Here is a 24078-nt window from a genome sequence, read left to right on the forward strand (position 1 = left end):
ATCACTCCCCGGAATAGTGGTAGTCGCCGCTGAAACCCGCAACGCCGTTATATTTGATGCTGTCGTCCGGCTCGTAGTCGGCCGGATAAATGGTGACGATATCGCCGTCATGTACCGTAATGGCGGAGTAGATAACGCCAGTGACGGCGGTCGCAATGTTCAACTGGGCAATGTGGCGACTAACCGGCCTGGCGTCGCCAATCAATCGCTTCAGCTCCCTGACGATTTCGTCAGTGATCCCGACGTCGTTCACGTCGATGGTGAGACGGAACGTGCCGCGCGGGTCGGCGACCTCCCACCATTCAGCGATCGACATTGAAAAACCCATTGCCTCAATGACACGCCGGATGGCGGCAACCGTTCCCTTGCGGCGATGAATGTAAAATGCATCCGTCACGGCCTTGCGCTTCTCTGCCGCCGTCCATTTCTCGTCCCAGCGGTCTACTGAAAACGCCCAGGCCAGATAGGGCAAAAATTTTACCGGGCAGCGCGCCGGGTTCCACAGGTCACGCAGCGGGACGCTTAGATCGCTGATACCGGCGCACGCCTCCGCTGCTCGCCGCTCAAGCTGCGATGAACCAGGCGGCAACAGGCTATTCATCTGAACCGCCGATCCTGATGTGGTAATCGGTGCAGTTGGCGGCCTGGGTACGATCTAGCACCACGTCAGCGAGCGGCGCGGCCAGTTCAACGCGCTGCACGCCCTGGGTATGCAGTGCGGCATAGATGGCTGATAGCCGAATATCGCGGCCCAGCCGGCGCTGCTCGTTGATGTAGTTTTTTAGACGCAGCTCGGCATCGGCCATGATCGGCTCAATCGCCGGGCCGGGGTAAACGTAGAGCGTGGCATCAATCTGATAGTTAACAATTTTTGCAGACTGCACGGTCAGGCGGTCGGCAACCGGGCGGACTTCCTCGTCATTCAGCGCGGCGCTGACGGCGGCCAGCAGCTCCGGCGATGCCGTGCCGTCGCCGTCGCGGGATAACACGCTGATGGTGACTTCTGCCGGCGCAGGGCTGATCGCTGAGGCGTCGGCGACTTTGCCGTCAGCGCTCTGCGCATGAAATTCATAGGCCCCGGTCGGGCCGGCGACGCTCATACCTTCGAACGCGGCGGGGATGCGCTGGCGCAGGTCGGCATCGCTTTCCATCGTCGGCGGTACGGGTGGCACAGCACCCGGATCACCCTGATCGATCACCAATCGTTTCACGTCGTTGTTGGCGGCCAACTGATCGAGGTCGCTGCTCATGGCGTAGGCCACCATTACGGCCTGCGCTGCCTCATTGACGCGCTGGCGTAACAACACCTCACGGTAGGCGGATTCTTGCAGGACTTTGACGATCGGCTCGGACTCATAGCCCAGCGTGCGGCGCACTGCTTCCCGTTCTTCCTCCGGGTACAGGCTGATCAATCGCTCTTTGCGCGCATCAAAGAGCGTTTCATAGTCCAGCGCTTCAATGACATTGGGGCGGGGTAGCTGACTCAGGTCAATCGTCGCCATTATTGCCCCCTGATCGGTAATGAAAATTGAACACGGCCGGCGGTATCGGTTCGGTTGCCGACCAGGTCAACAACCATTTCCCCGTCCATGTTCGATGTGATGTTGACGGCGGTCAGGGATATGCGGTTTTCCCAGCGCAGCACCGCACCATAAACAGCGGCCATCATTTGAAGCTTGAGCGCCGGATTTTGCGGCTGGTCGATCAGGGCCGACAGCTGCGAGCCGTATTTGCGGCGCATGACGCGACTACCGACGGGGGTGATCAAAATGTCGCTGACAGACTGGCGGATGTGGTCGATCTCGCTGATAGCCTGGCCGCTGTTACGGTTCATGCCGAGATACATCATGATGTTGGCCCCCCGGTGTTGCCGCCGCCGTTCTGCACGTTGCCGTGATAATGCAGATGGACGATTACGCCGTTGGAGTTAAAGCCTCCGCCGGTGTGGGTGATATTGCCGTACATTTCGCCGCCGTATTTCAGCAGCAGCGATCCGGCGATCAGCTTGTTGGTGCATTCCACGACGGGCGCATCCAGCGTGATCATCTGGCTGGCGGTAACGACGACGACGTTTGACGTGGCGCTGATTTTCTCAGCGGCCTGGATATCGGCGTATTTCATGCCACGCGCCGTTAGCGTGCTGTTTTCCGGCTCGTACTCAATGACCGCGCCGTCGGGAAAATCAATGCGGACGGCGTCAGGTGAAGCGGATGGCGCAGAGTGCTGATCGGAGAACACAGCCGGCAGCACAAAGCCGGTGGTCAGCTCACCGAAAATGCTCAACACGATCACTTGTTCGCCCACCGACGGGGCCGACCAGAAGCGCACCCGGCCGGCGCGCAGCGTCAGCCAGTTCAGCCAGTCGGTTTCATTCGCGCCGGTTAATACGCGGCATAAGCCTTTCGCCGTATCCACGTCGGACACGGTGCCGATGCGCACGATGTTAGCCAGGCGGCGGCGTAGTTCAGTGAGGATTGCATTCATACCGCCAGTGTGACGCGGGCGGGCGCGGGGGGCATGCGATGCGCTTTGTGCCATCGCTGGCACAAGGCGACGGAGAGTTGTGGGAGTTAGATATTACCAGGCTTTTGAGCCGTAACTATTTTCACAGAAGCCTTTAACCCATTGCCATGGGTCGCCTGGGCAACGTTCCCAACGCAAATAACTGTCTTCGCGGATGGCGTTCATATACCAAGCGAAAAGGTTGTTTTCATCCCAAGTTCGACGCGTTTCTAAGGGGATTTGAGATAATTTTTGACGTAGTGCCTGAGCAAACTCTTCCTTCAGCATTTTTTCACCTGTTACTGATATCCGTGGAATAGGAAATATTATCAGAAAAACGGTATTCATCGGGATGCTATGTGACTGAGCGCCAGATCCTTGATCCATTCGATATCGTCGTCAGTAAAGCCGAGCAGTTGCCGGCGCTCATAACGCACTGTTGGGCCGTTCCGGCTGACTTTATCACGCAGGCCGTAATGGTGGACGGCGGACAAATTCGTCACGCCGGCGGCGAAGGTGACGGCGGCTTCATCGGGGCCGGATTCCGTTTTCATAAAGCGCGCGGTGCGCAAGCGCGTGAACATCTTTCGGCGGATGCGGCCCTGTTTGTCCCGGCGCTTGTGTTTGCGCGGAACGTAGGGGGAGCCGTCCGGGTTTTTTTGCTCTTGGATATGCTTTTGCTGGCGCTGGCGCAATTCTTTCGCCACCTGGCGGGTGAATACGCGCCGCGACTGCGGGGAAAGCTGTTGGAGCAAGACAGAAAGGGTATCGTCCAGCGTCTGGAAATCGTCTAAGCGGCCCATGCTGCCACCTTCCGGCCCTGCATCCAGATTTCAAACTCGGTGACGTTGTTCGGTGGCGGTGGCGGTTCCTCGACGTGGCTGACGTGCAGCTTGCCGTTCTCTTCTTTGACGATCACGCGCTCCGTCAGTTTCAGATCAATGCTGATATCTCTCACCCCGTTATTCAAGAAATCCGCCTCGAAGGTGAAGCCGTCGCCGCGCTTGTCCGGGTTCGCCATAATGTCCGGCTGATTGGTGCGTAGCCAATGCAGAATAGGGACGATCAACAGATTGGCGTCGTCGGCGTAGTTGGTCACGATCATATTGAGGGTGTATTGATACTCAAACGACAGCGACGGGGCGAAGGTGCTGTAAATCGTGCCCTTATCAATAAAAATATGCAGGAAATCAGGGTTTTCTCTGATGTGATTGACGGCGTCGCCCAGGGCGGCGCGCAGGGAGTCGGGTTTTAACATGGCAGTTCCTACGGTTGCGTCAGGCAGACGTCGCGAATGTAGTCTTGCAGCCCGGCGATCTGGCTATTGGCGGTTTCTATTCGCTTTCTGAGGGTGAAATAATCCCGTTGAGCGGCGTCAGTAAGTCGGGCGGCGGTTGCATCAACCATGCCGGCGGTGCCGGAGGTCGGGCATGAGGCGTTGAGGCGCAGCCGGCGGCGGCCAGCATCAATATCGTGTTGCAGATCATCAATTTTATTTTTTGCATCGGTCAGCTCTCGGCTTCGGTTTTCGTCGATAGTGGCGACGGCTATTTGTGTTTTATTCTGCCACTCGATCTGGCCGGCCAGTCTTTTGTTGTCGCGTTGCAACGTTTCGCGTTCCTGGCGCAGCCCCTGATTGCTGTAAACCAGAAACGCCAGCGCACAAAGCGCGATCAGCGTGGCGCAGGCGGTCAGGCGGGTCATTTCTGCCCCCAGGTGCAGACCTCGTGTTCAATATCGCGGCGATTCATTAAGCCTTTCCACGGCTTACCGCCGGCATAAATCCACTGGCGCAGGCCGTCGCATGCGCCGGCATAGTCGCCGGCGTTCAGCTTGCGCAGCAGGGACGAGCGCTCAAAGGCGCTGACGCCCACGTTATAGCTGAAACTGATCAGGGCGGCTTTTTGGTACTCTGTCGCCGGCACTTTTACCGAACGATTGACCGATCGCGCAAAGGGGATCAGGTCTTTGTCCAGAATTGCCTTGCATTCCGCCTGGGTGTAGCGCTTGCCCGGCACGATATCGGCCCCGGTATGGCCGTAACATACGGTCAGCACGCCGGCCACGTCGCGATAGGGTTCAAATCTGACGCCCTCAAGCTCAGGGATCATCAACGTGGCGATCGCCAGCGCGCCAGTGCCGGCCGCACCGAACAGCTTTTTACGCAGGGCAGATGACATTGCCATTAATCGGCTTCCTTATTAAAAAGCCCGCGTTTCGCCGGTGGCTCGGTAATGATCCCGGCGCTGACGCCTTTCTCATAGGCCCGCGTGCGCCGCCAGTCGAAATAGGTCTGCGTGAGATAGGTGATCAGGCCCAGGAGAAAACCGCCGATCACGGCTACCTGATTCCAGTCAACGTGGCGAAACCAGTCGATCAGCCCGCCAGTGCATAAGCCGCCGGCAATGCAATAGTTAATACCGGCGGCAATCTTTTCAGTCATGAGTTTCATTCTCCACCTCCCGCGCGCTGGGATTAATCCCACAGTTGCAGGGTCTGAACCGATTCGGATTGAACAATGTCCGGCATATCGACCGGGTAGCCGTGCGGCAATATCGGCCCCTGGTCTGCCAGACCTGGATTATTCAGCAATACTTGCTCGGTCACGTCCTGCGTCTTGCCGTAGTAGCGCTGGCACAGCGCATCAACGGTGTCGCCCTGGTGTGCATACACCTTCATCAGATCAGCTCGACCGTCATGCGCGGCAGCGATTGCAGATCATTGATGGCCCAATCTGCATCGCGGCGGAGATCATCGATCGACGGTTCGATAGCGTCGGCGCGCTTTGAACCGGAGGCCGTGGCGTCGAAACTGCGAAAACGCTCGGTAACGCTGGCCTGAGTCAGACAGAACACAGCACGGCGATAAAGTTGTAGGCGGGTGCTCTCGTCGTCCAGGTGATCGGCGGGAACCTGTTCCAGTTCGCTGTAGCCCGCGCGTTGCTGCTGCTTGCGCCAGCCTGCCAGCCGATCGTTGACTTCGTTGATGGCGTTCCGCGCCGCCTCAAGCAGACGCGGCTGGGTGATGGTGCCGTCCTGCCGCATGTCTTCGCGGTACTGTTTCAGGTCGATATCCGGCCAAAAGTCCGTATTTTTGATGACGGTGCTGGCCGGCGGCGTCGGCTGCTTGGCGATGTCGATTTCCAGCGCGTTGCCGGGCTTTTTGTCGCCGGGCGCGGGTTCTATTGCGATGCTGACCATACGTTTTCCTGTAGATGGGCGGTGGACGGGAGCGTTGATGCGGTTTAAACCTGTCGCGGCTCCCGTGCCGCCCTCGCCGGGGGCGATTCGGTTAACTTCCTGCCTGAATGGCTTTTTCCAGCTGCTTGATATCCGTTTTTACGCCGGAGTTTTCATCTTTCAGCAGGGCTTTTTTCAGCATGTCCAGTGCCAGCACGGCGTCGCCGTCCTGGCGCAATGCATAGCCAACAAACTTGAACAGACGGGCTTTCACCCGATCGGGCATGTCCTGATTTGCCAGCAGTTGCTGCGCGCGTTGCAGCTGCGCCGTGTTCAGCGGCCGGCCGGCGGAAAGATCGCGCTGTGCAGCGGCGGCGATCTCTTCGGCGAGCAGGCAACTGGTCGAGCGGTCGAAACCGTCGGGCGCAACCAGATCGTGCCGAATGGCGTACTCGCCGATATCAAGGGCATATTCCAGGTTGCCAATATCCAGAAACCATACCAGCACGCGCATCAGGATCGCATCCTGCCGGCCTGCGTCGCTTTGCAGCACACCGGCTACCCACGGCATGTAAGTAGGCAGCATGCCGCGCTTCAACTCGGCTTTGGTTTCGTGGGACTCGACGCCGCTCAGCCGCGCCAGATCCTGCTGCATCTTGAACAGCAGCAGGTCGTAGTTGCCCAGATGGCTCAGGCTGGCCGCCTCATCCAGTGAGGCGGACTGCTGCGCGGCAATGTAGTGCTTGTGTCTGCGTGCCGGGCTGCTCATGGATTAGCCCTCCGGATTTTCCGTTGGTTGCTGCACTGGCTGCTGGCCGGCTGGCGCTGGCGCTTTCGCTTTCAGGATCTGGATATTTTCGATCAGCGCCACGCCCTCGTAGTCTTCAACGACATAGGCTTCGTTGACGGACTCGTAGTTTTCGATGCGGTCGCGTTTCGGGTTGTCGATGATATGGCGGCGGCGCGTGCCGTCTTGCCAGTAGATCGACAGGTTATCCAGTCGGGTGATGAAAATGGTGTTGTCAGGGAAGGACGGAACACGCACCGCCTGCAAGCCGCCCAGCCGCTTCTGGCTGATGATGATATCGGCGGCCAGGGCTTCAGTGTTCGGCTGTTCCTGGTTGACGAGCGGGAAATATTTGTCCGCCAACAGGGAGCGGCCGACAACGGCGACCAGCTCGGTGTCGTCCTGGAACCAGGGCGCGATCAGCTCGTTGACGGCATCCATCACCAGCGCATCCAGGTTGTGATAGTCGCCATCGATACCGATGCGGATTTTTTCCGACACAACGCTGCCGTCCTCGCCCAGCACCTTATCCATCACCTGCTCTGGCGCACCTTTGCGAACTTTCTGCAACCAGCCGATGTTAACGTCCTGCAACAGCTTATTGACGGTGATATCCGAGGTTTTAGCCCGGCTGATGCCGTTCCAGCCGATCATAATGCGGTCGAGGCCCTGGCGCTTCACGATCTGGTTGCGAATACGGATCTGGAAGTCTTTGAACTTGGCCCAGGCGTCCAGCTTGGAATATTTCAGCGCGGTGTCAAAGTTGGTCTGGGTACACACATAGCCCACTTCGTCCAGGCTGCTTGGATCCATCGGTTCACGTTCTTTGTCGTCGGTATTGGTCGTACTGGCGATAGGGCGGTCAATGCCCAGACCGACTTTAGAGCCGCTCTGTTCGTCAACGGGAATGATGTTGATCTGTTTCAGAAAGCTGCTGCTTTCCTGAATCTTGTCTTCCAGACGCTGCGTTACCGTCGGATCAACGGTGAATTTTGCGGCTACGTCTTCAGGTTCGATGTGGTTCAGGTTCGCGACCTGGCTCAGCAGCATTTTATATTGCTTGCGGGTATTCGGTTTCATTGATTGTTCCTTGTTCCGGTCGTTTATGTCGATGCGGTGCCTGTTTTCGCCGTTAGTCCGTCAGCAGTCGGTTAAAACTTCATCGCCGCCGCCGGTTGACAGGTCTCGGCGGTGCGTCGATCGGTCGGTAGTGCTGAGGGTGGTTTTCAGCTCGGAAAGCTCTGTTTTCGCGTCTTTCAGCTGACTTTCCAGCGATTCGACGGTGGTTTTCAGACCGGAAAATGCTTCGACTTTGGTTTCAAGCCCTTGCTGACGTTCTGCGACAAACTCCACCGCCTGATGAACGTCGGAAAAACGCCCGTCATCGGAGTGCTGTTTTTTGCTGAACATGGCCTTGATGTGGGTCAGAAGGTTTGGTTTTTCGGTTTCTGGCGCGTCAAATTCCATAACGGTTTCTTCCATCGCCCCGAAGTGCAGCCCGCTGGTTTCGGCCAGGTTGTTGGCGGTGAATTTCATGGGTTCACTACCCAGCGACGCCGGATTGTCGGTAAACGCCAGCCCGGTCAGGTAGGCTTTGCCGGTGTCGGCAAATTGCGGGTAATACTCGATACTGGTGTAAATTTTTTGCCGATCGTTGTTCAGCTTCACCAGCCCATCCGTCGCATCAACCTGCGCTAGCAGCGCCAGCTTGCCTTTCAGTGGGCCGGAGGTGATTTCCTGCGCCTTCAGTGCGACAACATCGCCCTGGGCCTTAAAGTCGCCGTTTGGAAAAATGCTCAGGTAATGCTCAAGGTTGGCACGCGCCGGGCGGAATGCTGGCGAGAAGGTTTCCGCCATTTCTTCGATATGCCGGCGTTCGATTTTGCGGCCGTCACTGGTCGCGCCTTCAACGGCGACGCGGAAAAATTTTGATATTGGCATGGGTAAGCCCCGATCAGTCAGCAGATGGGCCGGTATTGGCCGTGTTTGGCCTATGTTGGCTGGGGCGGGATGGCGGGACAACGCGGCGGCTTTGTGTGGTCGATGGCACAAGGCGCTTTAGGGGTGTTGGTTGTGGCGCGTAGGTAGCCTTTCGGTATTGAAACGTTGAAATTCAGGCCGATAAAGCATGAGCGCTATTACTATCAGCACCGATCTTGATCCCCGCCGTCAGGCCATGTACCTGTATTGGCAGGGGCTTCGCGTCACTCGCATAGCCGAGATGATCGGGGAGAATCCCGTCACGGTACACAGTTGGAAACGCCGCGACAAGTGGGACGATTACGGCCCGCTCGATCAGATGCAGATCACCACCGCCGCCCGCTATTGCCAGCTGATACTGAAGCCGGACAAAGAAGGGCGCGACCTCAAGGAAATTGACCTGCTGGCGCGCCAGGCGGAACGGCACGCGCGCATCGGCAAATACAACGGCGGCGGCAATGAGGCCGATCTCAACCCCAACATTGAGAGCCGAAACGCCGGGCCGCGCCGGCGCACGCAAAAGAACGTTTTCACCGACGAACAGCATGCCCGGCTGAAAGAAATCTTTCTCGAACAGATGTTTGCCTATCAGCGGCGCTGGTACGAGGCGGGGTTGTCAAAAGATTTTCGTATCCGCAACATCCTGAAATCGCGCCAGATCGGCGCGACGTACTATTTTGCACGAGAAGCCCTGATCGACGCCCTGGACACGGGGCGCAATCAGATGTTTGTTTCCGCCTCGAAAGCACAGGCGCACCAGTTCAAAAACTACATCATGGCATTTGCGCAAGAGGTCGATGTGGAGCTGCGCGGGGAAACCATCATCCTGCCAAACGCGGCGGAATTGCATTTCCTCGGCACCAACTCCAACACCGCACAGGGCCGGCCAGGCAATCTGTATCTGGACGAATATTTCTGGATCCCCGGCTTCAAGAAACTGCGCCGCGCCGCATCGGGTATGGCGTCGCAAACCCGCTACCGTTCGACCTACTTTTCCACCCCGTCGAGCATGACGCATGAGGCCTATGCCTTCTGGAATGGCACGTTCTTCAACAAGGGGAAATCCAAGGATCGCCGCCGTGAAATTGACGTTAGCTATAAACGCCTGGCCGGCGGCGTGCTCTGCGAGGACAAGCAATTCCGCCAGATCGTCAACATTGAAGATGCGTTGCGCGGCGGCTGCGACCTGTTTGACCTTGACGAGCTGCGAGAGGAAAACAGCGATGAAGATTTTGACAACCTGTTCATGTGCAACTTCATCGACGATACATCGTCCGTCTTCCCGATGGGCGAAATGCAGCGCTGCATGGTGGACAGCTGGGAGCACTGGACGGACGTCAAGCCGTTTGCGTTGCGTCCGGTAGCGTCGCGCGAAGTCTGGCTCGGTTATGACCCTGCCAGTTCTGAGGATGGCGACAGCGCCGGGTGCGCGGTCATCCTGCCGCCGCTGGTTGCCGGCGGAAAATTCCGGGTGCTGGAGCGCCATCAGTGGCGCGGGATGGATTTTGCGGCGCAGGCCCGCAACATCAAGGCGCTGACCGAACGTTACAACGTGAGCTATATCGGTATCGACAACACCGGCCTGGGCCGTGCGGTGTCGCAACTGGTGCGCCAATTCTTCCCGGCGGTGAACGCCATCAACTACAGCCTGGAAATGAAAACCGACCTCGTGCTGAAGGCCCGCGACGTGATCCGTTCCGGCCGCCTGGAGTTTGATGCCGGCGCGCTGGATATCGCCCAGGCGTTTATGTCCATCCGCAAGCAAATGACGGCCACCGGCCGCCGGGCAACCTATGTCACCAGCCGCGCCGAAGGCGTCAGCCACGGCGATGTGGCCTGGGCCGTCATGCACGCCTTATTCAATGAACCGCTCGAAGGGGCAACCGGTAGCAATACAGGTTTTATGGAGATCTACTAAATGAGCAAGCGCAACCGGGGCCGCAAGCACGCCCAGCCGACGACACAGAAACAGACTGGCGCGCAACACGTCGAGGCGTTCACCTTCGGCGACCCGATCCCGATGCTGGATCGGCGCGAGATTCTGGATTATCTGGAGTGCTGCGTCGTCGATCGCTGGTATGAACCGCCTATCTCGTTCAACGGCCTGGCGAAGACGTTCCGCGCGGCGGTTCATCACAGTTCACCGATCACGATGAAGCGCAACATCTTAGTGAGCATGTTCAAGCCCCACCGACTGCTGTCAAAGCAGGATTTCAGCCGCTATGCGCAGGATTTTATGGTGTTCGGCAACAGCTTTATGGAGTCGCGTTACAACCGCCTCGGCGGGATAATGAAGCTGGTTCCCAGCCTGGCGAAATATACCCGCCGTGGCGTCAATACGGACTCCTATTGGTTCGTTCAATCGTGGGCGGAGCCGCATCAGTTTGAAGATGGCACCATTTTCCACCTGCTTGACCCGGACATTAATCAGGAGATCTACGGCGTTCCTGAATATCTTTCCTCGCTTAACTCCATCTGGCTGAACGAGGCCGCAACGCTGTTTCGCCGGAAATACTACCTCAACGGCAGCCATGCCGGCTTTATCCTGTACATGAACGATGCCGCGCACAAACAGGAGGATATCGACAACCTGCGCAAAGCGCTGAAGGAATCGAAAGGGCCTGGCAACTTCCGCAATCTGTTCATGTATGCGCCTGGCGGTAAGCCGGACGGCTTGCAGCTTATCCCGCTGGCCGAGGTGGCGGCGAAAGATGAGTTTTTGAACATCAAGAACGTGACGCGCGACGATCAGCTGGCGTCCCAGCGCACGCCGCCGCAGTTGATGGGGATTTTGCCAAATAACACCGGCGGATTCGGGGATGTGGAAAAGGCCGCGCGGGTATTTGCGATTAATGAGCTGGCCCCGTTGCAAGAGCGCCTTTGCGAGCTAAACGACTGGGTAGGGGAGGAAGTGATCAGCTTCAACCCGTATGAACTGCTCAAAAATGAATAATGAGTTACTAGCTTATTAAGTTGCTTGCTTGATGTATGTAATGTGAACCGCCGAAAGGCGGTTTTTGCATTCTTATGCGGCGCTATTCATATCGCATTCATTATCCGTGCGCTATTGTGACATGTCACAGGCGTTTTTTTTCATTAAAATGTCGCGTCACACAGCTGTTGAAAATTAAAATGTGACGTGGCAGGATAACGCCAAGTCGCCTGCCATGCTCAATGTCGGCACTCAACCCGCAAACGCGGTTTTTGCAGAGATCGAAAGTGATTCTTTGCCAAAAAAACGCCGCATATCCTAAGTGCAACAATCCGCATAGTTCATTGCATACCTAATCACCCCTCAAAACCGCACCAGACAAGGCTTTAGCGCCTTTTTCCTACTGCATAAAAAGTGAATTGTTAAGCATGCAGCGTGGGGGCGGGGGGGACGGCACGGAACAGGGGATCGATGGGGATCGTTTTTCCTGCCTATCCGCCGCAAACCCCGCACCGCATTCACCTGCGCATCGCTGCGAGGCGATCAGATTTGATGTGCGATCGTTGGTGCAAAGAAAAAGCGCCTCGCTGTGTGGCGTGTAGGCGCTTTGGTGGAGGCGGTAATGTGCGGGTTTTTATGTCGCCGGGCTGGTGTTATTCACTTTTTTGAATATTAATTCACCGCAACTATCTACTACCACAGATTTTAGTTTGGGGCATAATGTGTGAGAGTAAAGTTAAATATGAGAAAACGCACAGTAAAATACGCTATTGTCGGTGTTCTCGTGTTTTCATACGGCTGGTGTAAACGAGTATAATTACGCTAACTTTATAAACTACAGATGCAGCACATAAATAAGCACAGTTTTTTTATCTGTGCTTATAGTTTTAGATTTCTATTTATTTCAAATTTCAGGTAGTATTTTTTTTATTTCTGCTTCAGCTAAGAAGTTCCATCCATTAGCTTCGTTCAACTTCGTTTCTGCTACCACATTCTTTAGCTTGTTTACGGCGTTTTGTTTCCATTGTGGCGCTAAATAGGAGCAATAAATTGATTCTACCGCACTGTAAAAGTAATCTTTTATGTTATGACAAAAGAAAAAGTTCATGCTCACGATGTTTTTTTCTAATTCATAAGACTCAAAAACATATCCGGCATTAGCATTCCAGTATTTTAAAATTCTTATTAATGGTTTTATTAGGTGATAATTATTCTTGTTTTTTTCTGTTAAGCTAAGATTAAAAGCATTAGGATCTGTATTTATCCATGATTGGAAATTATCAGCAGGGGCGGGGATTTGATATCCATAAAATATGTTATATATTGCTGGGACTAATTCAAAAGTAATATGATTAAGGTTTAACCTTATAGTTGGGTGGCTTTGCTTTATTTCTGATGATGTATAATAATATTCAACAAAGTTTTTCAATTTATTGAGATAGGTTTGTGGTTGGTAGCCGGTATTGTTAAATACAATCATATAGTCAACATCAGACTGAGGATCGTATTTTCTTGGCAGCATCGTATATCTGGTGTTTGAACCAAATGTAAAATGATTAGTCACATCTGTAGCATTAAAATATAAATTCAGTCTTGCTTTTAATGTAGCTATCGATGTTGTTACCGAGCTATCTTTCAAAATCGCATTTCTAGCTATAGAATCTAAATATGATTGAACGCTCATTTATTTTCCTTGTCAACGTCGTAAGTAACAAAATCATTTTTGAAGTCAGATTGGGTCATTTTATAAGCCCAGCGAGGGATCGTTGGTGAAGTAATATTTAACTGATTCCTATAATCAGAAAGTACTTGTATTTTCTCTTTCAATTCTTTATCTGGCAAGTTTGTTTCATGTAGTTCGATCTCGCGAAATATCCGTACATTATTTTTAAGGTTATTATATTCTCCTGCTGCGGATTTGTACTGACTCGCCTTCTTGCTTGGGTTCAAAGCAGTATTTATTGCAGTCAAAATCGTCAGTATTATGGATATAACTATTGTTACTATTGTCATATCTTTTACAGCGCTTAATCCAGTAAGTGCAGCTAATATTGCTATAGCCACGCCAACTATTAAATTGCATTTATCCCATGGAACAGAGGCATTATAATGTGACTTCGACGAATAGAGCGCATCCTCTTCAATGCGAAGGCATTCATTTTTAATTTTTTCTATAAGTTGTCTATTCATTTCAAACCTAATAATAATATTTTTTAACATGAGGGGGTTAATTATAGCGCATAGTTCCATACCTCAAATCTCAGTTTTTACACTCATTTTTCCTCTGTTGCAATATGATGTCTGCTGATAGTGCTATAGTGTTGTCAACATCAACTTTCTGTAGCCGGTCGTCTGCCAACACTGGGAATCACCCTGCATGCAACATCCGTTTGGCTCACCTGGCAAGGTGTCGCCGCATTTCCCGCAGCTACTTTTACGCAACTCTGCCAGCTGTTTATGCAACAGCTTGTTGTCTTGCCGTATGAGACCGATCAGGTATTCCGTCACCTCGTAAGGTTCCCTCGCGATCCGGCGCTGCCGGCAACCTTCCAGGATCATCGCCATTTCCTGGCTATCGACGCGCAGGGTTATTGTGGTGATACCGTTGGCCTTGTCGCGTTGGCGCTGGCTGCGTTTACGTTCTGCTGATGTAGTCATACTATTCCTCCGATTCCTTTTGTTTTACCGCTTCTCTTCTCAAATGATTGCCGATAAGCCTTTCCTTCTCGGATACCTGCTGTTTCCATAGCGCAGTAAGGCGAGTCAGCACGCTTGGTGTGGCCGCTGGCGTCGGTTGTAGGTACAAGCAACCGTCAGCCCGCGCTCTATATCGCTTCCCATCAACGATCACCGTTGCTCCTTTGGCCGCCGCCTTCAAAATGTTGTCGTCCAGGCTGAAGCCTATCGACTCAGCGAAGCTTTCTATCCGGCGTTCCTGCGGACTGAGTGGCCGGTGTAGCGTGCCGATCCCCTCGCTCGCGCCCGCCGGTCTGTCAGCTTCTGCATCCTGAATGTCGCCCAGGTAGAAATACGCCAGCGCACGCTGCTGCTGTTCCTGGCGAATCTGTTCGCGCCAGCGTGCTAGGCTGTCCGGATCTGGCTGTTTTGCCCGGATTTGGGGCAGATAATCCCCCTCATCAGGTAAGGCGAAGCCCTCGGCGACTGCCGCGTATGGGTTTTTCACTCTTTCTGGTGGTGTGCTGCGTATCCGCCGGAGCAACAACCGCCGTTCTTTGTCGGTTAATTGCTCAAAATTGAGGTTTTCAGGTGGTGGCGGTGGCTCCGGTAGCTGTTTGGTTTTTAACCTTTCCGGCGATGCCGTACAGTTATTGACAGAACTCCGAGAGGGCGCAGGCGCGCCCTTAAGGTCAACGGCCAGGTCAACGGCACGCGCCGGAACAAACTTCCATTCTGTCGTGCGGGTGATGATTGGCGTGTCGATGCCGACTGGTGGAGAGAAAACCCCACGGATCCGGATCACGTCTTCGCCGTAATCGTTGGGTGTTTCTGCCGGCTCGTAGTAGGTGCGCACGACCAGATCATCGCGGCGGACAAACGGCCCGCCCTGGGCGTTGACGTACTCCGCCCACAGCCCGCCGTCGGCGGCATCGTGCACGGCAGCGAATTCGACGCTCAGGCCGACGGCGGTTTCATGATCGGCCATGCGGCGCAACTCACGGTAAACCGTTACCGGCGCGCCGCCGATAAACTGAAACTGACGAATACGCCAGCGGGCCGCCCAGGCAGACACCGCCGGGGCGACTTCCTTCAGCTCTTTGCCGCTGTCGTCGTCAAGCTCGCCGTCCAGCGCGTAACCGTCGATGTTTTTGCTGATGTATTTAGCGATGTAGCCGGTGGCGCTGCCTTTCTCCGGGTCGATGGCTTCAGCGTGGAAACGGGCCTTTCTGGTGCGCTCGCTGTACAGCTCGCCGACGTCTTCCTCGCAGGCGTAGCTGCGCAGAATACTGCGCACCTGTTCCACGGCTTCAGGACGCATGAACAGCAACATATGCCAATGCGGCGTACCGTCGGCATGCGGCTCGGCCACGCGGATCCCAAAAATTCGAATGTCTTCGCGGTGCAGCTTGGCGCGGGCGCGCTCCCAGACGCCGCGCAGGTAGCGCTGCGTTTCGTCCGGGCTGGCTCCGCGCCATTTTTTATTGCGGTGGCCGTGCTTGTTGGTGGCGTGGAAGCGAGAAGGGGCCGTCAGGGTGTAAAACTCTCCCACAAAGCCCATTTCATTACAGATATTCTCAAAGCCGCGGATGCGCGCCATCAGCTCGCAACGGCGGATCGCTGGGTTCGCCACGCTGTGATCGTATTTGTCGATCAGCGAAATGCGGTTGCCCTCGTCGTCCTCAAGTTCCATCGACTTGAGAAATTCGCGCGTGCGCCGCTTCTGTTCCCGCCAGTCTCCGACGGTTGGCCGGCTGGCGTATGGCGTCGCCTTCTTGCTGACGTGGCCGATCGCGATATGCAAGTGCTCTTTCCATCGGTCAGCATGCCGGCGTAGGCGGCGCAGCCACCAGTTTTCGGACAGCATGCGCCGCACCGCCGGCCCGGTATTCTCGACCGTCATTTTTTCGCTGTCAGACTGATAGGTATCCCACAGCGGCGGTGTTTGTTTGAATCGGCGGGTCAGGGCGGCAGCGCCCAGGTATAGTTCCAACACGCTCAGGAACTCTGAAGCACTGCCGGCATCTTCATCGATCACGCTTAACTCGCGCTTGATGGTGATTGCGATATCCTTGGCTAACAGCTCGACGTCGGCGCGGCTGGCATCTGGCAACCGATTGAACCGCTGGCACAGATCGGCGTCGATGTTGTTTTCTGAAATGCGGTATTTCTTGTTGACGAGATCAAGCCGTGGCAATACGCGCTCGACAAAGTTTTTCGTCAAGTACGCATTGCCCCGGCGGATGCCCTGGGATTCTTCCAACTTGCTGACGTGGTAACGCACATCGCGCTGGATCAGTTGCGGCTGTTGCTCAAGCAGATGATGCGCGCGCAGGGTGGCGGAGATCTGTTCTTCGGTCTGTTTCTGGCTTTCGGCCAGCAGGTCTACAGGTGGCTCGATCGCCGGGCGTGGGGCGTTCCACGGAAAGGCCCATTCAAAAGCAGGCGCGCCGCTGCCAGGGTATGGCAACGGCGGTGATGGTTCATAGCGGCCACGTGACGCTTTACTCACGCTTGCGCTTCCAACGCAGTGATAATTTCACACATGGCTTTCGGTGGAACGGCGTTTCCTCCCATGTGAACGCACAACTTGTGCGATGGCGGTTTGATGTAGTCCTCCGGGAACGTCATTGCCAGCAAGTTTTCGTCGCGGGTCAAAATGCGCATGCGATCGCCGTCGACAACCGCCCATCGATCGCGCGTGGTGATCGTGCCGATCGGACGGGAAATAGAGCGGCCTGTTTTGGTGTTGCCGTAGTAGCTGAAAAGGAATCGATCGCCGAATTGTGCGCGGCCATTTTTAACGCGCTCCAGCGTTGCAGCGGCGCGCCCCGGTTTTTCAATCGGTTGCCATTTACCGGCGTCGAAGTCGATAAAGGTGCTGGCCGGCACATGCGGCATTTTTGGTAACTTCAGGAACAGTGGGTTTTTGCTACGGGTGCAGATAATGAACAGTCGCACGCGGTTTTGCGGAACACCAAGATCAGCACAATCCACGATGTGCGGCGCAAGAGAATATCCCAGGGCTTGCATTGCCGCTTCCCATGCTGGGTAAAGCCCCCACTGAAGGAACTCCGGCACGTTTTCGATGATGACTTTCGGCATTCTGTGGAATTCGGCAGCAGATACCACCGCCCACGCCGTGGAACGGCTGGCGTCGTGCTGCGGGTTTCCTACCTTCTTGCCGCGTGCTTTGCTGTGGCCTTGGCAGCACGGTGAGGCCATCATCAGATCGTGCTGAGGCATCATTGACCAGTCAGCCTGGTGCAGGTCTTGGCAAACGTGGATCGTGTCGGGATGATTCGCCTTATGGGCTTCGACGGCGGCGGGCCAGTGATTACCAGCCCAAACCACTTCAGCACCTGCCATTTTTGCGCCGGTAGATGAACCACCTAGGCCGGCAAAGAGATCGCTCACTTTCAGCATTTGAATGGCCCTCGTTCGATGCTCAACATGACGTAACCCGGTTTCCACGGGTGTAAATCGGTAACATGGGTGATTCGCACCCAAACGTGCTGACCTGAAAATCCTTCAAGACCATCGCAATCCTTCAGCCATCCGTATTCGAACAGGCACAGCAGATCGCCGACGGAATAGCCCCGATCGTTGATGCGAAACTCTGCTTTCTTTTCACCGCTGACTACTGCCGCGAAATGCTCCGGCAGGATCTTTAGTTCGTGTTTTTTCATGCTGTTGCCTTCAAAGTTGCGATGATCTCGCCAGCTGTTGCGCGGCTGGCAGCTTTGGCGCTGACAGAACGGCGTGCGGTGGCGGTGGTGATGGTGAAATCGGAGTACAGCGCCCGCGCGGCTTCGGTTTCGCTGTTCGAGGCTACGACGTGGCTGCCGCGTTTTGCCGCAATGCGCAGCATGCGCGCCAGCTTTCTCTGCTGTTCGCAGGTAAAGCCGTCGGTGTGGTAGCTGGTGAAATTGGCTGTGGCGCTGGCCGGGATGTAGGGCGGATCGCAATAAATCACGTCGCCGACCTGTGCCATCCTGATCGCTTCCTGGAATGCGCAGCACAGGAAAATCGCCTTTGTGGCCTGCGCCTTCTCAGAGAAAGCTCGGATCTCGTCTTCGGGGAAATAGGGCGCTTTTCGATGACCGAACGGCACATTAAACTCGCCGCGCAGGTTGTAGCGGCAAACACCATTGAAGCCGTGGCGATTCAGGTAAAGGAACTGCGCGGCGCGGTACAGGAAATTAGTGTCGCAGCGCAGGTTAAAATCGGCTCGCACGGCGTAATATCCGGCCTCGCTGGCGTGCTCCCTGAAGAGGTTGCGCGCTTCGCGGATCAGGACGTCCGGCAGGTTTTTGGCGACGTTGTGGAAGTTGATCAGATCGCTGTTGATATCGCACAGCAAATAGTTTTCATAGTCGGTGTTGAGAAACACCGCGCCGCTGCCGACGAACGGTTCAACCAGTCGCTTACCGGCTGGCAGGTACGGGCGCAAGGTGTCAATGATGCCGGCCTTGCTGCCCAGCCACTTAAGGGCTGTTCTGGTCATGGTTTACCCCTTGAAATGGCGTGATTTTGCTTCTCTGGTGGCCTGGCAGTGCACACAGGTGCTGACGCCATGAATCAGGCGGCGGCGCTGCTCAGGGATGGGTGATCCGCATTCTTCGCAGTGAAATGCAGAAGGCCCGCAAGGCTGCGGGCGGGCGTTTTTGATTTGGGCGTCAAGGATTAGCTGATGCCGTTCCTGTGCCATGTCGATCTGATCGGCCATTGGGCGTCCTTAGTCGTAATTGCGTTCTTCAGGCTGCAAACACTGGCGATTGAAGGCACGACAGAATTTGCAGTAACGGTAGGTGAGCAGGCCGACCAGCCCGAAAGCAACGACGGCCCAGATGGCGGCGATGACAAAACATAACTTCATCATTTCGCGGCACCTTCTTGTTGAGTGCCGACCTTTTGGCGGGCGGAAATCCAGCTTTTCAGCATGGAAAGGATTTGATCGCGGGTGGCGTTGTCGGCCTCAAGGCGTTCAATCCTCGTGCTCAACAACTCCAGAAGTTGCAGCCGTGAAACGCAGCGGGCATCCGCAAGCAACTTCATTAATTCGGCTTCGTTCATAAAACCCCCCCTGAATTCAGGATGTAGGAAACCCGCCACCAAAAAGGCGGCATTTTTTATTTCGGGTGGTGGATATATTTCAGTAAGCGCTTAATGTGCCCACTGAAATATATGCCGGGTTTTAGCCATGCCCGGCGCATGAGAAGGCAATCGTCCGATCTAAGCAGCCCATTCTTTTGTAAGGACGCAACCGGGTTTCATTGCCTATCTGGAAGCACACCCCGGACGCCAATCCCCCACACGTTGATGGGAGGGTGCGCTCTCAGATAGGGCCGGGCTTTCCCGGCTCATGCGGACTGTTCAACCGCTCGCGGGTGAGGAATATCGCCGTTGTTGCAGCGCATGATCAGACAGTCGATAACGGCGGCGTCCGGGGCGTGGCCGGCGGCTTCTGCTGTACTCAGCAGGCCAGTTAGGCCGATGCACAGACGGAATGCGTAATCGTTCAGTGAAACAGCGCGTACAGCTGGCGCGATCGCCGAGGCGGCGTTGATGTTGTTGGCTTTGGCGTGGTACTGCGCCAGCAGGTCGCCCACTAATGTGATATATGCCTGTTTCATGCTGCCGCCTGGTGCTGTGAGTAAAGTTGGTCGATATAGCCGGTCGCCTGTGCTTGCGCATCGAATAAGCCATAAGACTGATCGCCTTGGCTTACTTCATATCTGGTGATCTTGTTTACGGCTGTGCGTGGCCTATGGGTAATGACGAATCCGCGATAACTCGATGAATGCCGGCTAACTTTAATTAATGCGTGCATGGCTATCCTCCCGGCTTATTGAAATGCCGTAGCGTTCGCGATGTAGTTGCCGCTGGCCGCCAGGCTGTGGGCGTAGTAGGCAACCATGTTCACCTGCAACAGTTCGCGGCGGCCTGGGGTCGTGCGAGGCATCAACGGCAGGTAGTTGCGGCGCGCATCGCTTTGCACCTGTTCCAGCGGCATCTTGAAGAATTCGGCGAATTCTTTGAGGGTCATACGCGGCTTGATGCCGTTCTTCGTGATGTACTCCAACGCCAATTCGGTAGCGCGATTTTCTGAGGTTGAGCGCCCGGCATGACGCCCGACACGGACCTGTGATCGCGGTTGATTAACTTCGTTTACCTTTCTTTGAGCTTGGCCTTTCATGCGTTATCCTCGGCAGATCAACCTAAATTAACTTCGCTTCACTTAAATAATCCTCAATTGAGGATGTATTGGGTGAGGATAATCTTCAGGAGAGGATGATGTCAAGCGGGTACGGCGAAAAACTTAAAGCGGTTCGTAATGCAGAGAAATTAACGCAGCCGGAGCTAGCGCAACTAACGGGGGTAAGTCTGGGCGCGATCAGAAACTATGAAACCGGCCAGCGAGAGGTTGGGCTTGGCGTTCTGGATAAGATTGTTAAACACCCACAGTTCGAAAAATACACGATGTGGATCATGACCGGGAAGACAATGCCCGAAGTTGGGCAAATCTCCCCGGCTCTCTCCCCTGATGGGCAAAACAGCACACCCAACCACCAAAGCGGCCGGAAGGTTGGCTAACTATATATAAAATATGGACAAATTGGGGTGCGGGCGGAATTTGTAAAGAGTCGTATTTCTGGGAATAACCATAAAAGGAGTTTTAAGTGGAAGATTTATTTTTTACCTACATCACAGCGAGCAAGAAGGTTTCATCTTACGGCCTGTCATCACCTGAACGAGTTGGCGACTATATCCAAGGCATCTGCATGCGTAGTGCCAGCTATAAAACATTTCGGTTAGACCGTTTTATCGGCTTTTTCGGCGACATGCAGGAAGCCGAAGAGTATACCGAGAAGGTACGCCAGTTCCTGCTTGAGTCCCCCGACGCTGAAGAGTTGCCGATTTTTGCTCAGCTGCGGGAGCAAAAACAATATAAACGTTATGAATCCCCCGCGATGCTTAGGCCGCTTGACTTCAGCGGGCCGATGGAAATCTGCTTTACCGGATTCAAGAAGGATGACAAGGCGCGGCTTGCCGCTGTTGCCTCAGAGCATGGAATGATCGTTAGAAGCGACGTCACCGTAAACCTTCACTTCCTTTGCGGCGGCTACAACGCCGGCCCGAAAAAATTAGAGGTAGCCCGAAAAAAAGGCACTCTCATTTTAAGGGAGGACGAGTTTTTATCCCTGGTCGCAACTGGTGAGTTGCCTGATGACTATGACAGGTAGATATGAGCATAAAATCCAGTGGCAGTGGCGAATGGTTGGTAGATGTTCGTCCACAAGGGCGTGACGGGCCGCGCGTTCGCAAGAAATTTCCAACGAAAGCAGAGGCGCAGGCGTTCGAACGCTGGGTGATTGCCACCCAGCATAATAAGGGGTGGATGGATAAGCCCAAAGATCGCCGGCCGCTCTCGGAACTGATAGAGCTATGGTGGTTGCACTACGGCCAAACGCTCAAGGCGGGCCGCTGCACATATTTGGCACTGATTGCCTTTGATGCGTACATGAAATACCCGCGAGCCGATCAGATCACGCATGAGCTGTTCTCTGATTATCGCGCTGCCCGTCTCACGGAAGGGATTAGCCCTCGGACTATCAACAATATGCAGATCCGACTAAGTGGGGTTTTTACCGCGTTGACGGCCGCCGGTAAATTTCATGGCGAAAACCCGATGAAAGGCTTGAAGCGGGCGAAGACAAAGCGCTCTAAAATGGCGTTCTTGACCAAGCCTCAGATCGCGCAGCTGTTGCAGGAAACGCACCCAAATGACATACGGGCCGTTCGGCTTGCTTTGGCTACTGGTGCTCGTTTCGGCGAAGTCGAAAGCCTGCTCGACGAACACATCATTAAAAATCGCGTCACCTATGTGGACACAAAGAACGGGAAGGATAGAACCGTCCCTATCTCGCCGGAGTTGTTCAAGGACATCAAAGGCTCCATTGTTGAGCGTCGAGTGTTCCCTAAGTTGAGTTACACACGGGTGCGTCAGTTACTGAAAAAACTGATCCCCGACTTGCCGAACGGGCAGGCAACGCACGTTTTCAGGCACACGTTCGGTTCTCACTACATGATGAACGGCGGCAATATTCTTGCCCTACAAAAGATTTTAGGGCACGCCACCATTGAGCAAACTATGACCTATGCGCACTTTGCGCCTGATTATCTGCTCGATGCCGTGAGATTCAACCCGCTGGAATATCACCAGGATGATAGTGTCCACATTTTGCCAAAATTAGGTTGAGCCTGATTGCTCTCGGTTCGCTTAGATTCGTTTCATTGATTTATGTGATTTTAGTAATTAATTGATTTTAAAGTGATGAATTTCACCTTCAGCGCCTTACATCCACAAGGAGATCAAAAAAAAGCCCGCAAGTCTGCGGGCAAAAGTTCCTTGTTACTTCATTTGCGAGCGCTTCTCTGGGGGGGAAACGCCTGAAGACAGGCTACGCGAGACCGGCTTAAGATTCTGCGGCCAAACCGTTAAGAAAGTGAAAATCCAGGCGGCTGCTACGCTGATAGCAGAGGCCGGCAGGGCTGGAGTGGTGTCCATCGCCCTCGCTTTTGTAATACACTGACGGCAATCGCAAATAATGGGGAAGGGTATGCAGGTTAACGATCGAGTGACGGTAAAAACAGACGGAGGCCCGCGGCGTGAAGGCGTGATTTTGGCCGTAGAGGTGTTCAACGAAGGCACCATGTATCTGGTTTCTCTTGACGACTACCCGGCGGGCGTATGGTTTTTTAATGAAATCGACAGCCGTGACGGCACGTTTGTGGAGCCCTGCCGCGAGCACGGGCAGTAACTTAGGTTAATCTCATTAATTTGCTAATGAAATTGTCCATTTTGAGATTATTTCATTGCGGTAAGATTTTTTTTATCGACGGCAAAAAAATACCCGTTGCGCTAGCGGGGGATAACGCAGCAGGTATTTTTTTGTGGTTCCAGCGGCTGCTATCCAGATGACATTATCACCGGGTATTTAACGGCTGGTAAAACAGAGCGGGGGCGTTCTCTGTGGTTCAGCGGCTATTGACGAATATTCCACTGGTCAATGTATCGGTCAAACGAACAACGTGATAAATGATCTGCTTGTTGTGCGTTTTTATTTTCCGCTTGATGTTTCCCTTGTGGGAAGAGACCGTTTTGGCCTTTATTTGCATCTGGTCTGATATCTGGATGGTACCTTGACCGGACATCCACATGCGTAGCATGTTTGATTCAGTCTGGCTCAGCGTTACCGGCGTTTGATCCAGAGAGGATTTCTCCGTACGGAGGGACGTTCTCTCGAGATAGTGACTAAGTAGCTGATTCATAGTCTCTGGTTTGATGGATTTTGACGATATGATGACGTTCTTGCGAACATATAAATAATCGTCGAAATGTACGTTGGTAATGGCCATGAAGATGAAGAATAACGTATCCGGGTGCAGTGAAATCACCCGTTTTATTCGCTCGGTGGCGTTTGCTTCGTGGATGAAGCAGTCCTCGTTAATAAACACCAGGCTCGGATTTAACTTGCTGCATTTTTCATGCAGGCTGTCAATGTCCTCGATGGCATTAATATGGCGCCTCTTCACGCCATGCGAAGTCAGATAGTCGGTTAACCCCAATCTGGTATAGCTACATGAATCCATGATAATCGTTGGCATATCGCACCCCCACTTAAATCCGTTTTACTGCGGTAATATGAGAAAAAGCCTAAAAAGCCGAAAGGCAAAATGGAACAATAATTCAGTGTAGCGAGTGTTCTATCAATAAACACGACGGCACTCAATGATATTTTCATACTAAACTTATTAATTGCATGAATCTATAAGTTTGGCTTAAGTCAGGGCGATCTGCTGCTCGTCCAGCTTAGGCATGTTGAGCCTGATTTGCGCTTGGCGCCCGTGCCTGTCTGCATTGCTTGCCGCTAATCTGTTCATCATGTCACGAAACAAAATTTTAGTTTGCTAGGAAAAGTCTTAAAAAAAATTCATGTGTCGTTTTTTTGATGTCT

Annotated in this window: 35 protein-coding genes; 6 read left to right on the forward strand and 29 right to left on the reverse strand. The window is 54.2% G+C overall.

All coding sequences use genetic code 11. The features are described from left to right. Position 1: 1 nt before the first annotated feature. The 15 genes from BVU99_RS02470 to BVU99_RS02535 form a co-directional block, all read right to left on the reverse strand. Positions 2-601, reverse strand: a complete 600-nt coding sequence (locus BVU99_RS02470; RefSeq protein ID WP_099817104.1) for a phage tail protein I — start codon at positions 599-601, stop codon at positions 2-4. Further along, positions 594-1502: a baseplate assembly protein gene (locus BVU99_RS02475; RefSeq protein ID WP_099817105.1), complete on the reverse strand. Its 909-nt coding sequence runs from the start codon at positions 1500-1502 to the stop codon at positions 594-596. The genes BVU99_RS02470 and BVU99_RS02475 overlap by 8 nt, the downstream gene beginning before the upstream one ends. Then, on the reverse strand, positions 1502-1849 hold the full coding sequence (locus BVU99_RS02480) for a GPW/gp25 family protein (protein WP_244590488.1): 348 nt from the start codon (positions 1847-1849) through the stop codon (positions 1502-1504). Before BVU99_RS02480 ends, BVU99_RS02475 begins: the two co-directional genes overlap by 1 nt. Next, positions 1846-2484 carry a phage baseplate assembly protein V gene (locus BVU99_RS02485; RefSeq protein WP_099817106.1) on the reverse strand — a complete coding sequence of 213 codons (639 nt, stop codon included), beginning with the start codon at positions 2482-2484 and terminating at the stop codon, positions 1846-1848. The genes BVU99_RS02480 and BVU99_RS02485 overlap by 4 nt, the downstream gene beginning before the upstream one ends. Before the next feature lie 93 nt (positions 2485-2577). Then, complete coding sequence (locus BVU99_RS24910; protein WP_131164858.1) at positions 2578-2790, reverse strand: hypothetical protein; 213 nt, start codon at positions 2788-2790, stop codon at positions 2578-2580. A 56-nt stretch (positions 2791-2846) separates the two neighbouring features. Then, on the reverse strand, positions 2847-3305 hold the full coding sequence (locus tag BVU99_RS02490; protein ID WP_099817107.1) for a phage virion morphogenesis protein: 459 nt from the start codon (positions 3303-3305) through the stop codon (positions 2847-2849). After that, the gene (locus tag BVU99_RS02495; protein ID WP_033654171.1) at positions 3293-3760 is read right to left on the reverse strand and encodes a phage tail protein; all 468 of its coding nucleotides are present in this window, start codon (positions 3758-3760) and stop codon (positions 3293-3295) included. Before BVU99_RS02495 ends, BVU99_RS02490 begins: the two co-directional genes overlap by 13 nt. Before the next feature lie 8 nt (positions 3761-3768). Beyond that, a complete protein-coding gene (locus tag BVU99_RS02500) occupies positions 3769-4206 on the reverse strand; it encodes a lysis protein (protein ID WP_099817108.1) in 438 nt (145 codons plus the stop codon). Continuing rightward, positions 4203-4688 carry a lysozyme gene (locus BVU99_RS02505; protein ID WP_099817109.1) on the reverse strand — a complete coding sequence of 162 codons (486 nt, stop codon included), beginning with the start codon at positions 4686-4688 and terminating at the stop codon, positions 4203-4205. Before BVU99_RS02505 ends, BVU99_RS02500 begins: the two co-directional genes overlap by 4 nt. Next, positions 4688-4954 carry a phage holin gene (locus BVU99_RS02510; RefSeq protein WP_099817110.1) on the reverse strand — a complete coding sequence of 89 codons (267 nt, stop codon included), beginning with the start codon at positions 4952-4954 and terminating at the stop codon, positions 4688-4690. Before BVU99_RS02510 ends, BVU99_RS02505 begins: the two co-directional genes overlap by 1 nt. A 23-nt stretch (positions 4955-4977) precedes the next feature. Continuing rightward, positions 4978-5181: a tail protein X gene (locus tag BVU99_RS02515; RefSeq protein ID WP_033654167.1), complete on the reverse strand. Its 204-nt coding sequence runs from the start codon at positions 5179-5181 to the stop codon at positions 4978-4980. After that, positions 5181-5702: a head completion/stabilization protein gene (locus BVU99_RS02520; RefSeq protein ID WP_099817111.1), complete on the reverse strand. Its 522-nt coding sequence runs from the start codon at positions 5700-5702 to the stop codon at positions 5181-5183. Before BVU99_RS02520 ends, BVU99_RS02515 begins: the two co-directional genes overlap by 1 nt. 91 nt (positions 5703-5793) lie before the next feature. Beyond that, positions 5794-6450: a phage terminase small subunit gene (gene gpM, locus BVU99_RS02525; RefSeq protein WP_099817112.1), complete on the reverse strand. Its 657-nt coding sequence runs from the start codon at positions 6448-6450 to the stop codon at positions 5794-5796. A 3-nt stretch (positions 6451-6453) separates the two neighbouring features. Next, entirely contained in the window at positions 6454-7548 is a 1095-nt protein-coding gene (locus BVU99_RS02530) for a phage major capsid protein, P2 family (protein WP_049187593.1), read from the reverse strand. A 60-nt stretch (positions 7549-7608) separates the two neighbouring features. Then, positions 7609-8409 (reverse strand): GPO family capsid scaffolding protein, encoded by an 801-nt coding sequence (locus BVU99_RS02535; RefSeq protein ID WP_099817113.1) that lies wholly within the window; start codon positions 8407-8409, stop codon positions 7609-7611. 187 nt (positions 8410-8596) lie between these two features. On the opposite strand from BVU99_RS02535, the gene BVU99_RS02540 reads away from it, so the two are divergent. Together BVU99_RS02540 and BVU99_RS02545 are read left to right on the forward strand one after the other, a co-directional pair. After that, positions 8597-10366 carry a terminase family protein gene (locus BVU99_RS02540; protein WP_099817114.1) on the forward strand — a complete coding sequence of 590 codons (1770 nt, stop codon included), beginning with the start codon at positions 8597-8599 and terminating at the stop codon, positions 10364-10366. Further along, on the forward strand, positions 10367-11401 hold the full coding sequence (locus BVU99_RS02545) for a phage portal protein (RefSeq protein ID WP_049233645.1): 1035 nt from the start codon (positions 10367-10369) through the stop codon (positions 11399-11401). It begins immediately after the preceding gene. A gap of 883 nt (positions 11402-12284) precedes the next feature. On the opposite strand, the gene BVU99_RS02550 is transcribed toward BVU99_RS02545, so the two are convergent. The 13 genes from BVU99_RS02550 to BVU99_RS02605 all read right to left on the reverse strand — a co-directional run bounded on the left by BVU99_RS02550 (position 12285) and on the right by BVU99_RS02605 (position 20255). After that, a complete protein-coding gene (locus BVU99_RS02550) occupies positions 12285-13064 on the reverse strand; it encodes a nucleotidyltransferase (RefSeq protein ID WP_075201102.1) in 780 nt (259 codons plus the stop codon). Continuing rightward, the gene (locus BVU99_RS02555) at positions 13061-13570 is read right to left on the reverse strand and encodes an S-4TM family putative pore-forming effector (protein ID WP_049298275.1); all 510 of its coding nucleotides are present in this window, start codon (positions 13568-13570) and stop codon (positions 13061-13063) included. Before BVU99_RS02555 ends, BVU99_RS02550 begins: the two co-directional genes overlap by 4 nt. Before the next feature lie 123 nt (positions 13571-13693). Then, entirely contained in the window at positions 13694-14038 is a 345-nt protein-coding gene (locus BVU99_RS02560; RefSeq protein ID WP_049187601.1) for a hypothetical protein, read from the reverse strand. A gap of 1 nt (position 14039) precedes the next feature. Next, a complete protein-coding gene (locus BVU99_RS02565; protein WP_099817280.1) occupies positions 14040-16526 on the reverse strand; it encodes a replication endonuclease in 2487 nt (828 codons plus the stop codon). 38 nt (positions 16527-16564) lie between these two features. Beyond that, positions 16565-17482 (reverse strand): DNA cytosine methyltransferase, encoded by a 918-nt coding sequence (locus BVU99_RS02570; protein WP_099817115.1) that lies wholly within the window; start codon positions 17480-17482, stop codon positions 16565-16567. Next, complete coding sequence (locus BVU99_RS02575) at positions 17476-17745, reverse strand: DUF3850 domain-containing protein (protein ID WP_033654158.1); 270 nt, start codon at positions 17743-17745, stop codon at positions 17476-17478. Before BVU99_RS02575 ends, BVU99_RS02570 begins: the two co-directional genes overlap by 7 nt. Beyond that, positions 17742-18563: a Dam family site-specific DNA-(adenine-N6)-methyltransferase gene (locus BVU99_RS02580; RefSeq protein WP_099817116.1), complete on the reverse strand. Its 822-nt coding sequence runs from the start codon at positions 18561-18563 to the stop codon at positions 17742-17744. The genes BVU99_RS02575 and BVU99_RS02580 overlap by 4 nt, the downstream gene beginning before the upstream one ends. A gap of 3 nt (positions 18564-18566) precedes the next feature. Beyond that, the gene (locus tag BVU99_RS02585) at positions 18567-18785 is read right to left on the reverse strand and encodes a TraR/DksA family transcriptional regulator (protein WP_099817117.1); all 219 of its coding nucleotides are present in this window, start codon (positions 18783-18785) and stop codon (positions 18567-18569) included. Positions 18786-18794: 9 nt separating this feature from the next. Then, positions 18795-18938, reverse strand: a complete 144-nt coding sequence (locus BVU99_RS25080; RefSeq protein ID WP_168186795.1) for a hypothetical protein — start codon at positions 18936-18938, stop codon at positions 18795-18797. Then, a complete protein-coding gene (locus BVU99_RS02590) occupies positions 18935-19132 on the reverse strand; it encodes a hypothetical protein (RefSeq protein ID WP_060417854.1) in 198 nt (65 codons plus the stop codon). The genes BVU99_RS25080 and BVU99_RS02590 overlap by 4 nt, the downstream gene beginning before the upstream one ends. A 287-nt stretch (positions 19133-19419) precedes the next feature. Next, entirely contained in the window at positions 19420-19692 is a 273-nt protein-coding gene (locus tag BVU99_RS02595) for a hypothetical protein (protein ID WP_099817118.1), read from the reverse strand. Next, entirely contained in the window at positions 19689-19889 is a 201-nt protein-coding gene (locus BVU99_RS02600; protein ID WP_099817119.1) for a hypothetical protein, read from the reverse strand. The genes BVU99_RS02595 and BVU99_RS02600 overlap by 4 nt, the downstream gene beginning before the upstream one ends. A gap of 15 nt (positions 19890-19904) precedes the next feature. Next, positions 19905-20255 carry a hypothetical protein gene (locus BVU99_RS02605; RefSeq protein WP_134942542.1) on the reverse strand — a complete coding sequence of 117 codons (351 nt, stop codon included), beginning with the start codon at positions 20253-20255 and terminating at the stop codon, positions 19905-19907. A gap of 95 nt (positions 20256-20350) precedes the next feature. Here BVU99_RS02605 and BVU99_RS02610 point away from each other — a divergent pair, with 95 nt between their 5' ends. The 4 genes from BVU99_RS02610 (at position 20351) to dsrB (ending at position 22881) form a co-directional block, all read left to right on the forward strand. Then, a complete protein-coding gene (locus tag BVU99_RS02610; protein WP_343227011.1) occupies positions 20351-20653 on the forward strand; it encodes a helix-turn-helix transcriptional regulator in 303 nt (100 codons plus the stop codon). A gap of 86 nt (positions 20654-20739) precedes the next feature. Then, complete coding sequence (locus BVU99_RS02615; RefSeq protein ID WP_099817120.1) at positions 20740-21303, forward strand: BRCT domain-containing protein; 564 nt, start codon at positions 20740-20742, stop codon at positions 21301-21303. A 2-nt stretch (positions 21304-21305) separates the two neighbouring features. Beyond that, positions 21306-22319, forward strand: a complete 1014-nt coding sequence (locus BVU99_RS02620) for a tyrosine-type recombinase/integrase (protein WP_099817121.1) — start codon at positions 21306-21308, stop codon at positions 22317-22319. Between the two features lie 361 nt (positions 22320-22680). Continuing rightward, positions 22681-22881 carry a protein DsrB gene (gene dsrB / locus BVU99_RS02625; protein ID WP_004935117.1) on the forward strand — a complete coding sequence of 67 codons (201 nt, stop codon included), beginning with the start codon at positions 22681-22683 and terminating at the stop codon, positions 22879-22881. A 217-nt stretch (positions 22882-23098) separates the two neighbouring features. Here the strand turns inward: dsrB and rcsA are convergent, their stop codons facing one another. Next, positions 23099-23728 (reverse strand): transcriptional regulator RcsA, encoded by a 630-nt coding sequence (rcsA, locus tag BVU99_RS02630; protein ID WP_025303351.1) that lies wholly within the window; start codon positions 23726-23728, stop codon positions 23099-23101. Positions 23729-24078: the final 350 nt, after the last annotated feature.

The sequence above is a fragment of the Serratia sp. OLAL2 genome, from assembly GCF_002752475.1.
Lineage (GTDB): Bacteria > Pseudomonadota > Gammaproteobacteria > Enterobacterales > Enterobacteriaceae > Serratia > Serratia bockelmannii.

Excerpts from the sequence above, each read along its gene's own strand:
- BVU99_RS02470 (WP_099817104.1), bottom strand. The coding sequence starts at position 601 with ATGAATAGCCTGTTGCCGCCTGGTTCATCGCAGCTTGAGCGGCGAGCA.
- BVU99_RS02475 (WP_099817105.1), bottom strand. The coding sequence starts at position 1,502 with ATGGCGACGATTGACCTGAGTCAGCTACCCCGCCCCAATGTCATTGAA.
- BVU99_RS02480 (WP_244590488.1), bottom strand. The coding sequence starts at position 1,849 with ATGATGTATCTCGGCATGAACCGTAACAGCGGCCAGGCTATCAGCGAG.
- BVU99_RS02485 (WP_099817106.1), bottom strand. The coding sequence starts at position 2,484 with ATGAATGCAATCCTCACTGAACTACGCCGCCGCCTGGCTAACATCGTG.
- BVU99_RS24910 (WP_131164858.1), bottom strand. The coding sequence starts at position 2,790 with ATGCTGAAGGAAGAGTTTGCTCAGGCACTACGTCAAAAATTATCTCAA.
- BVU99_RS02490 (WP_099817107.1), bottom strand. The coding sequence starts at position 3,305 with ATGGGCCGCTTAGACGATTTCCAGACGCTGGACGATACCCTTTCTGTC.
- BVU99_RS02495 (WP_033654171.1), bottom strand. The coding sequence starts at position 3,760 with ATGTTAAAACCCGACTCCCTGCGCGCCGCCCTGGGCGACGCCGTCAAT.
- BVU99_RS02500 (WP_099817108.1), bottom strand. The coding sequence starts at position 4,206 with ATGACCCGCCTGACCGCCTGCGCCACGCTGATCGCGCTTTGTGCGCTG.
- BVU99_RS02505 (WP_099817109.1), bottom strand. The coding sequence starts at position 4,688 with ATGGCAATGTCATCTGCCCTGCGTAAAAAGCTGTTCGGTGCGGCCGGC.
- BVU99_RS02510 (WP_099817110.1), bottom strand. The coding sequence starts at position 4,954 with ATGAAACTCATGACTGAAAAGATTGCCGCCGGTATTAACTATTGCATT.
- BVU99_RS02515 (WP_033654167.1), bottom strand. The coding sequence starts at position 5,181 with ATGAAGGTGTATGCACACCAGGGCGACACCGTTGATGCGCTGTGCCAG.
- BVU99_RS02520 (WP_099817111.1), bottom strand. The coding sequence starts at position 5,702 with ATGGTCAGCATCGCAATAGAACCCGCGCCCGGCGACAAAAAGCCCGGC.
- gpM (WP_099817112.1), bottom strand. The coding sequence starts at position 6,450 with ATGAGCAGCCCGGCACGCAGACACAAGCACTACATTGCCGCGCAGCAG.
- BVU99_RS02530 (WP_049187593.1), bottom strand. The coding sequence starts at position 7,548 with ATGAAACCGAATACCCGCAAGCAATATAAAATGCTGCTGAGCCAGGTC.
- BVU99_RS02535 (WP_099817113.1), bottom strand. The coding sequence starts at position 8,409 with ATGCCAATATCAAAATTTTTCCGCGTCGCCGTTGAAGGCGCGACCAGT.
- BVU99_RS02540 (WP_099817114.1), top strand. The coding sequence starts at position 8,597 with ATGAGCGCTATTACTATCAGCACCGATCTTGATCCCCGCCGTCAGGCC.
- BVU99_RS02545 (WP_049233645.1), top strand. The coding sequence starts at position 10,367 with ATGAGCAAGCGCAACCGGGGCCGCAAGCACGCCCAGCCGACGACACAG.
- BVU99_RS02550 (WP_075201102.1), bottom strand. The coding sequence starts at position 13,064 with ATGAGCGTTCAATCATATTTAGATTCTATAGCTAGAAATGCGATTTTG.
- BVU99_RS02555 (WP_049298275.1), bottom strand. The coding sequence starts at position 13,570 with ATGAATAGACAACTTATAGAAAAAATTAAAAATGAATGCCTTCGCATT.
- BVU99_RS02560 (WP_049187601.1), bottom strand. The coding sequence starts at position 14,038 with ATGACTACATCAGCAGAACGTAAACGCAGCCAGCGCCAACGCGACAAG.
- BVU99_RS02570 (WP_099817115.1), bottom strand. The coding sequence starts at position 17,482 with ATGCTGAAAGTGAGCGATCTCTTTGCCGGCCTAGGTGGTTCATCTACC.
- BVU99_RS02575 (WP_033654158.1), bottom strand. The coding sequence starts at position 17,745 with ATGAAAAAACACGAACTAAAGATCCTGCCGGAGCATTTCGCGGCAGTA.
- BVU99_RS02580 (WP_099817116.1), bottom strand. The coding sequence starts at position 18,563 with ATGACCAGAACAGCCCTTAAGTGGCTGGGCAGCAAGGCCGGCATCATT.
- BVU99_RS02585 (WP_099817117.1), bottom strand. The coding sequence starts at position 18,785 with ATGGCCGATCAGATCGACATGGCACAGGAACGGCATCAGCTAATCCTT.
- BVU99_RS25080 (WP_168186795.1), bottom strand. The coding sequence starts at position 18,938 with ATGATGAAGTTATGTTTTGTCATCGCCGCCATCTGGGCCGTCGTTGCT.
- BVU99_RS02590 (WP_060417854.1), bottom strand. The coding sequence starts at position 19,132 with ATGAACGAAGCCGAATTAATGAAGTTGCTTGCGGATGCCCGCTGCGTT.
- BVU99_RS02595 (WP_099817118.1), bottom strand. The coding sequence starts at position 19,692 with ATGAAACAGGCATATATCACATTAGTGGGCGACCTGCTGGCGCAGTAC.
- BVU99_RS02600 (WP_099817119.1), bottom strand. The coding sequence starts at position 19,889 with ATGCACGCATTAATTAAAGTTAGCCGGCATTCATCGAGTTATCGCGGA.
- BVU99_RS02605 (WP_134942542.1), bottom strand. The coding sequence starts at position 20,255 with ATGAAAGGCCAAGCTCAAAGAAAGGTAAACGAAGTTAATCAACCGCGA.
- BVU99_RS02610 (WP_343227011.1), top strand. The coding sequence starts at position 20,351 with ATGATGTCAAGCGGGTACGGCGAAAAACTTAAAGCGGTTCGTAATGCA.
- BVU99_RS02620 (WP_099817121.1), top strand. The coding sequence starts at position 21,306 with ATGAGCATAAAATCCAGTGGCAGTGGCGAATGGTTGGTAGATGTTCGT.
- dsrB (WP_004935117.1), top strand. The coding sequence starts at position 22,681 with ATGCAGGTTAACGATCGAGTGACGGTAAAAACAGACGGAGGCCCGCGG.
- rcsA (WP_025303351.1), bottom strand. The coding sequence starts at position 23,728 with ATGCCAACGATTATCATGGATTCATGTAGCTATACCAGATTGGGGTTA.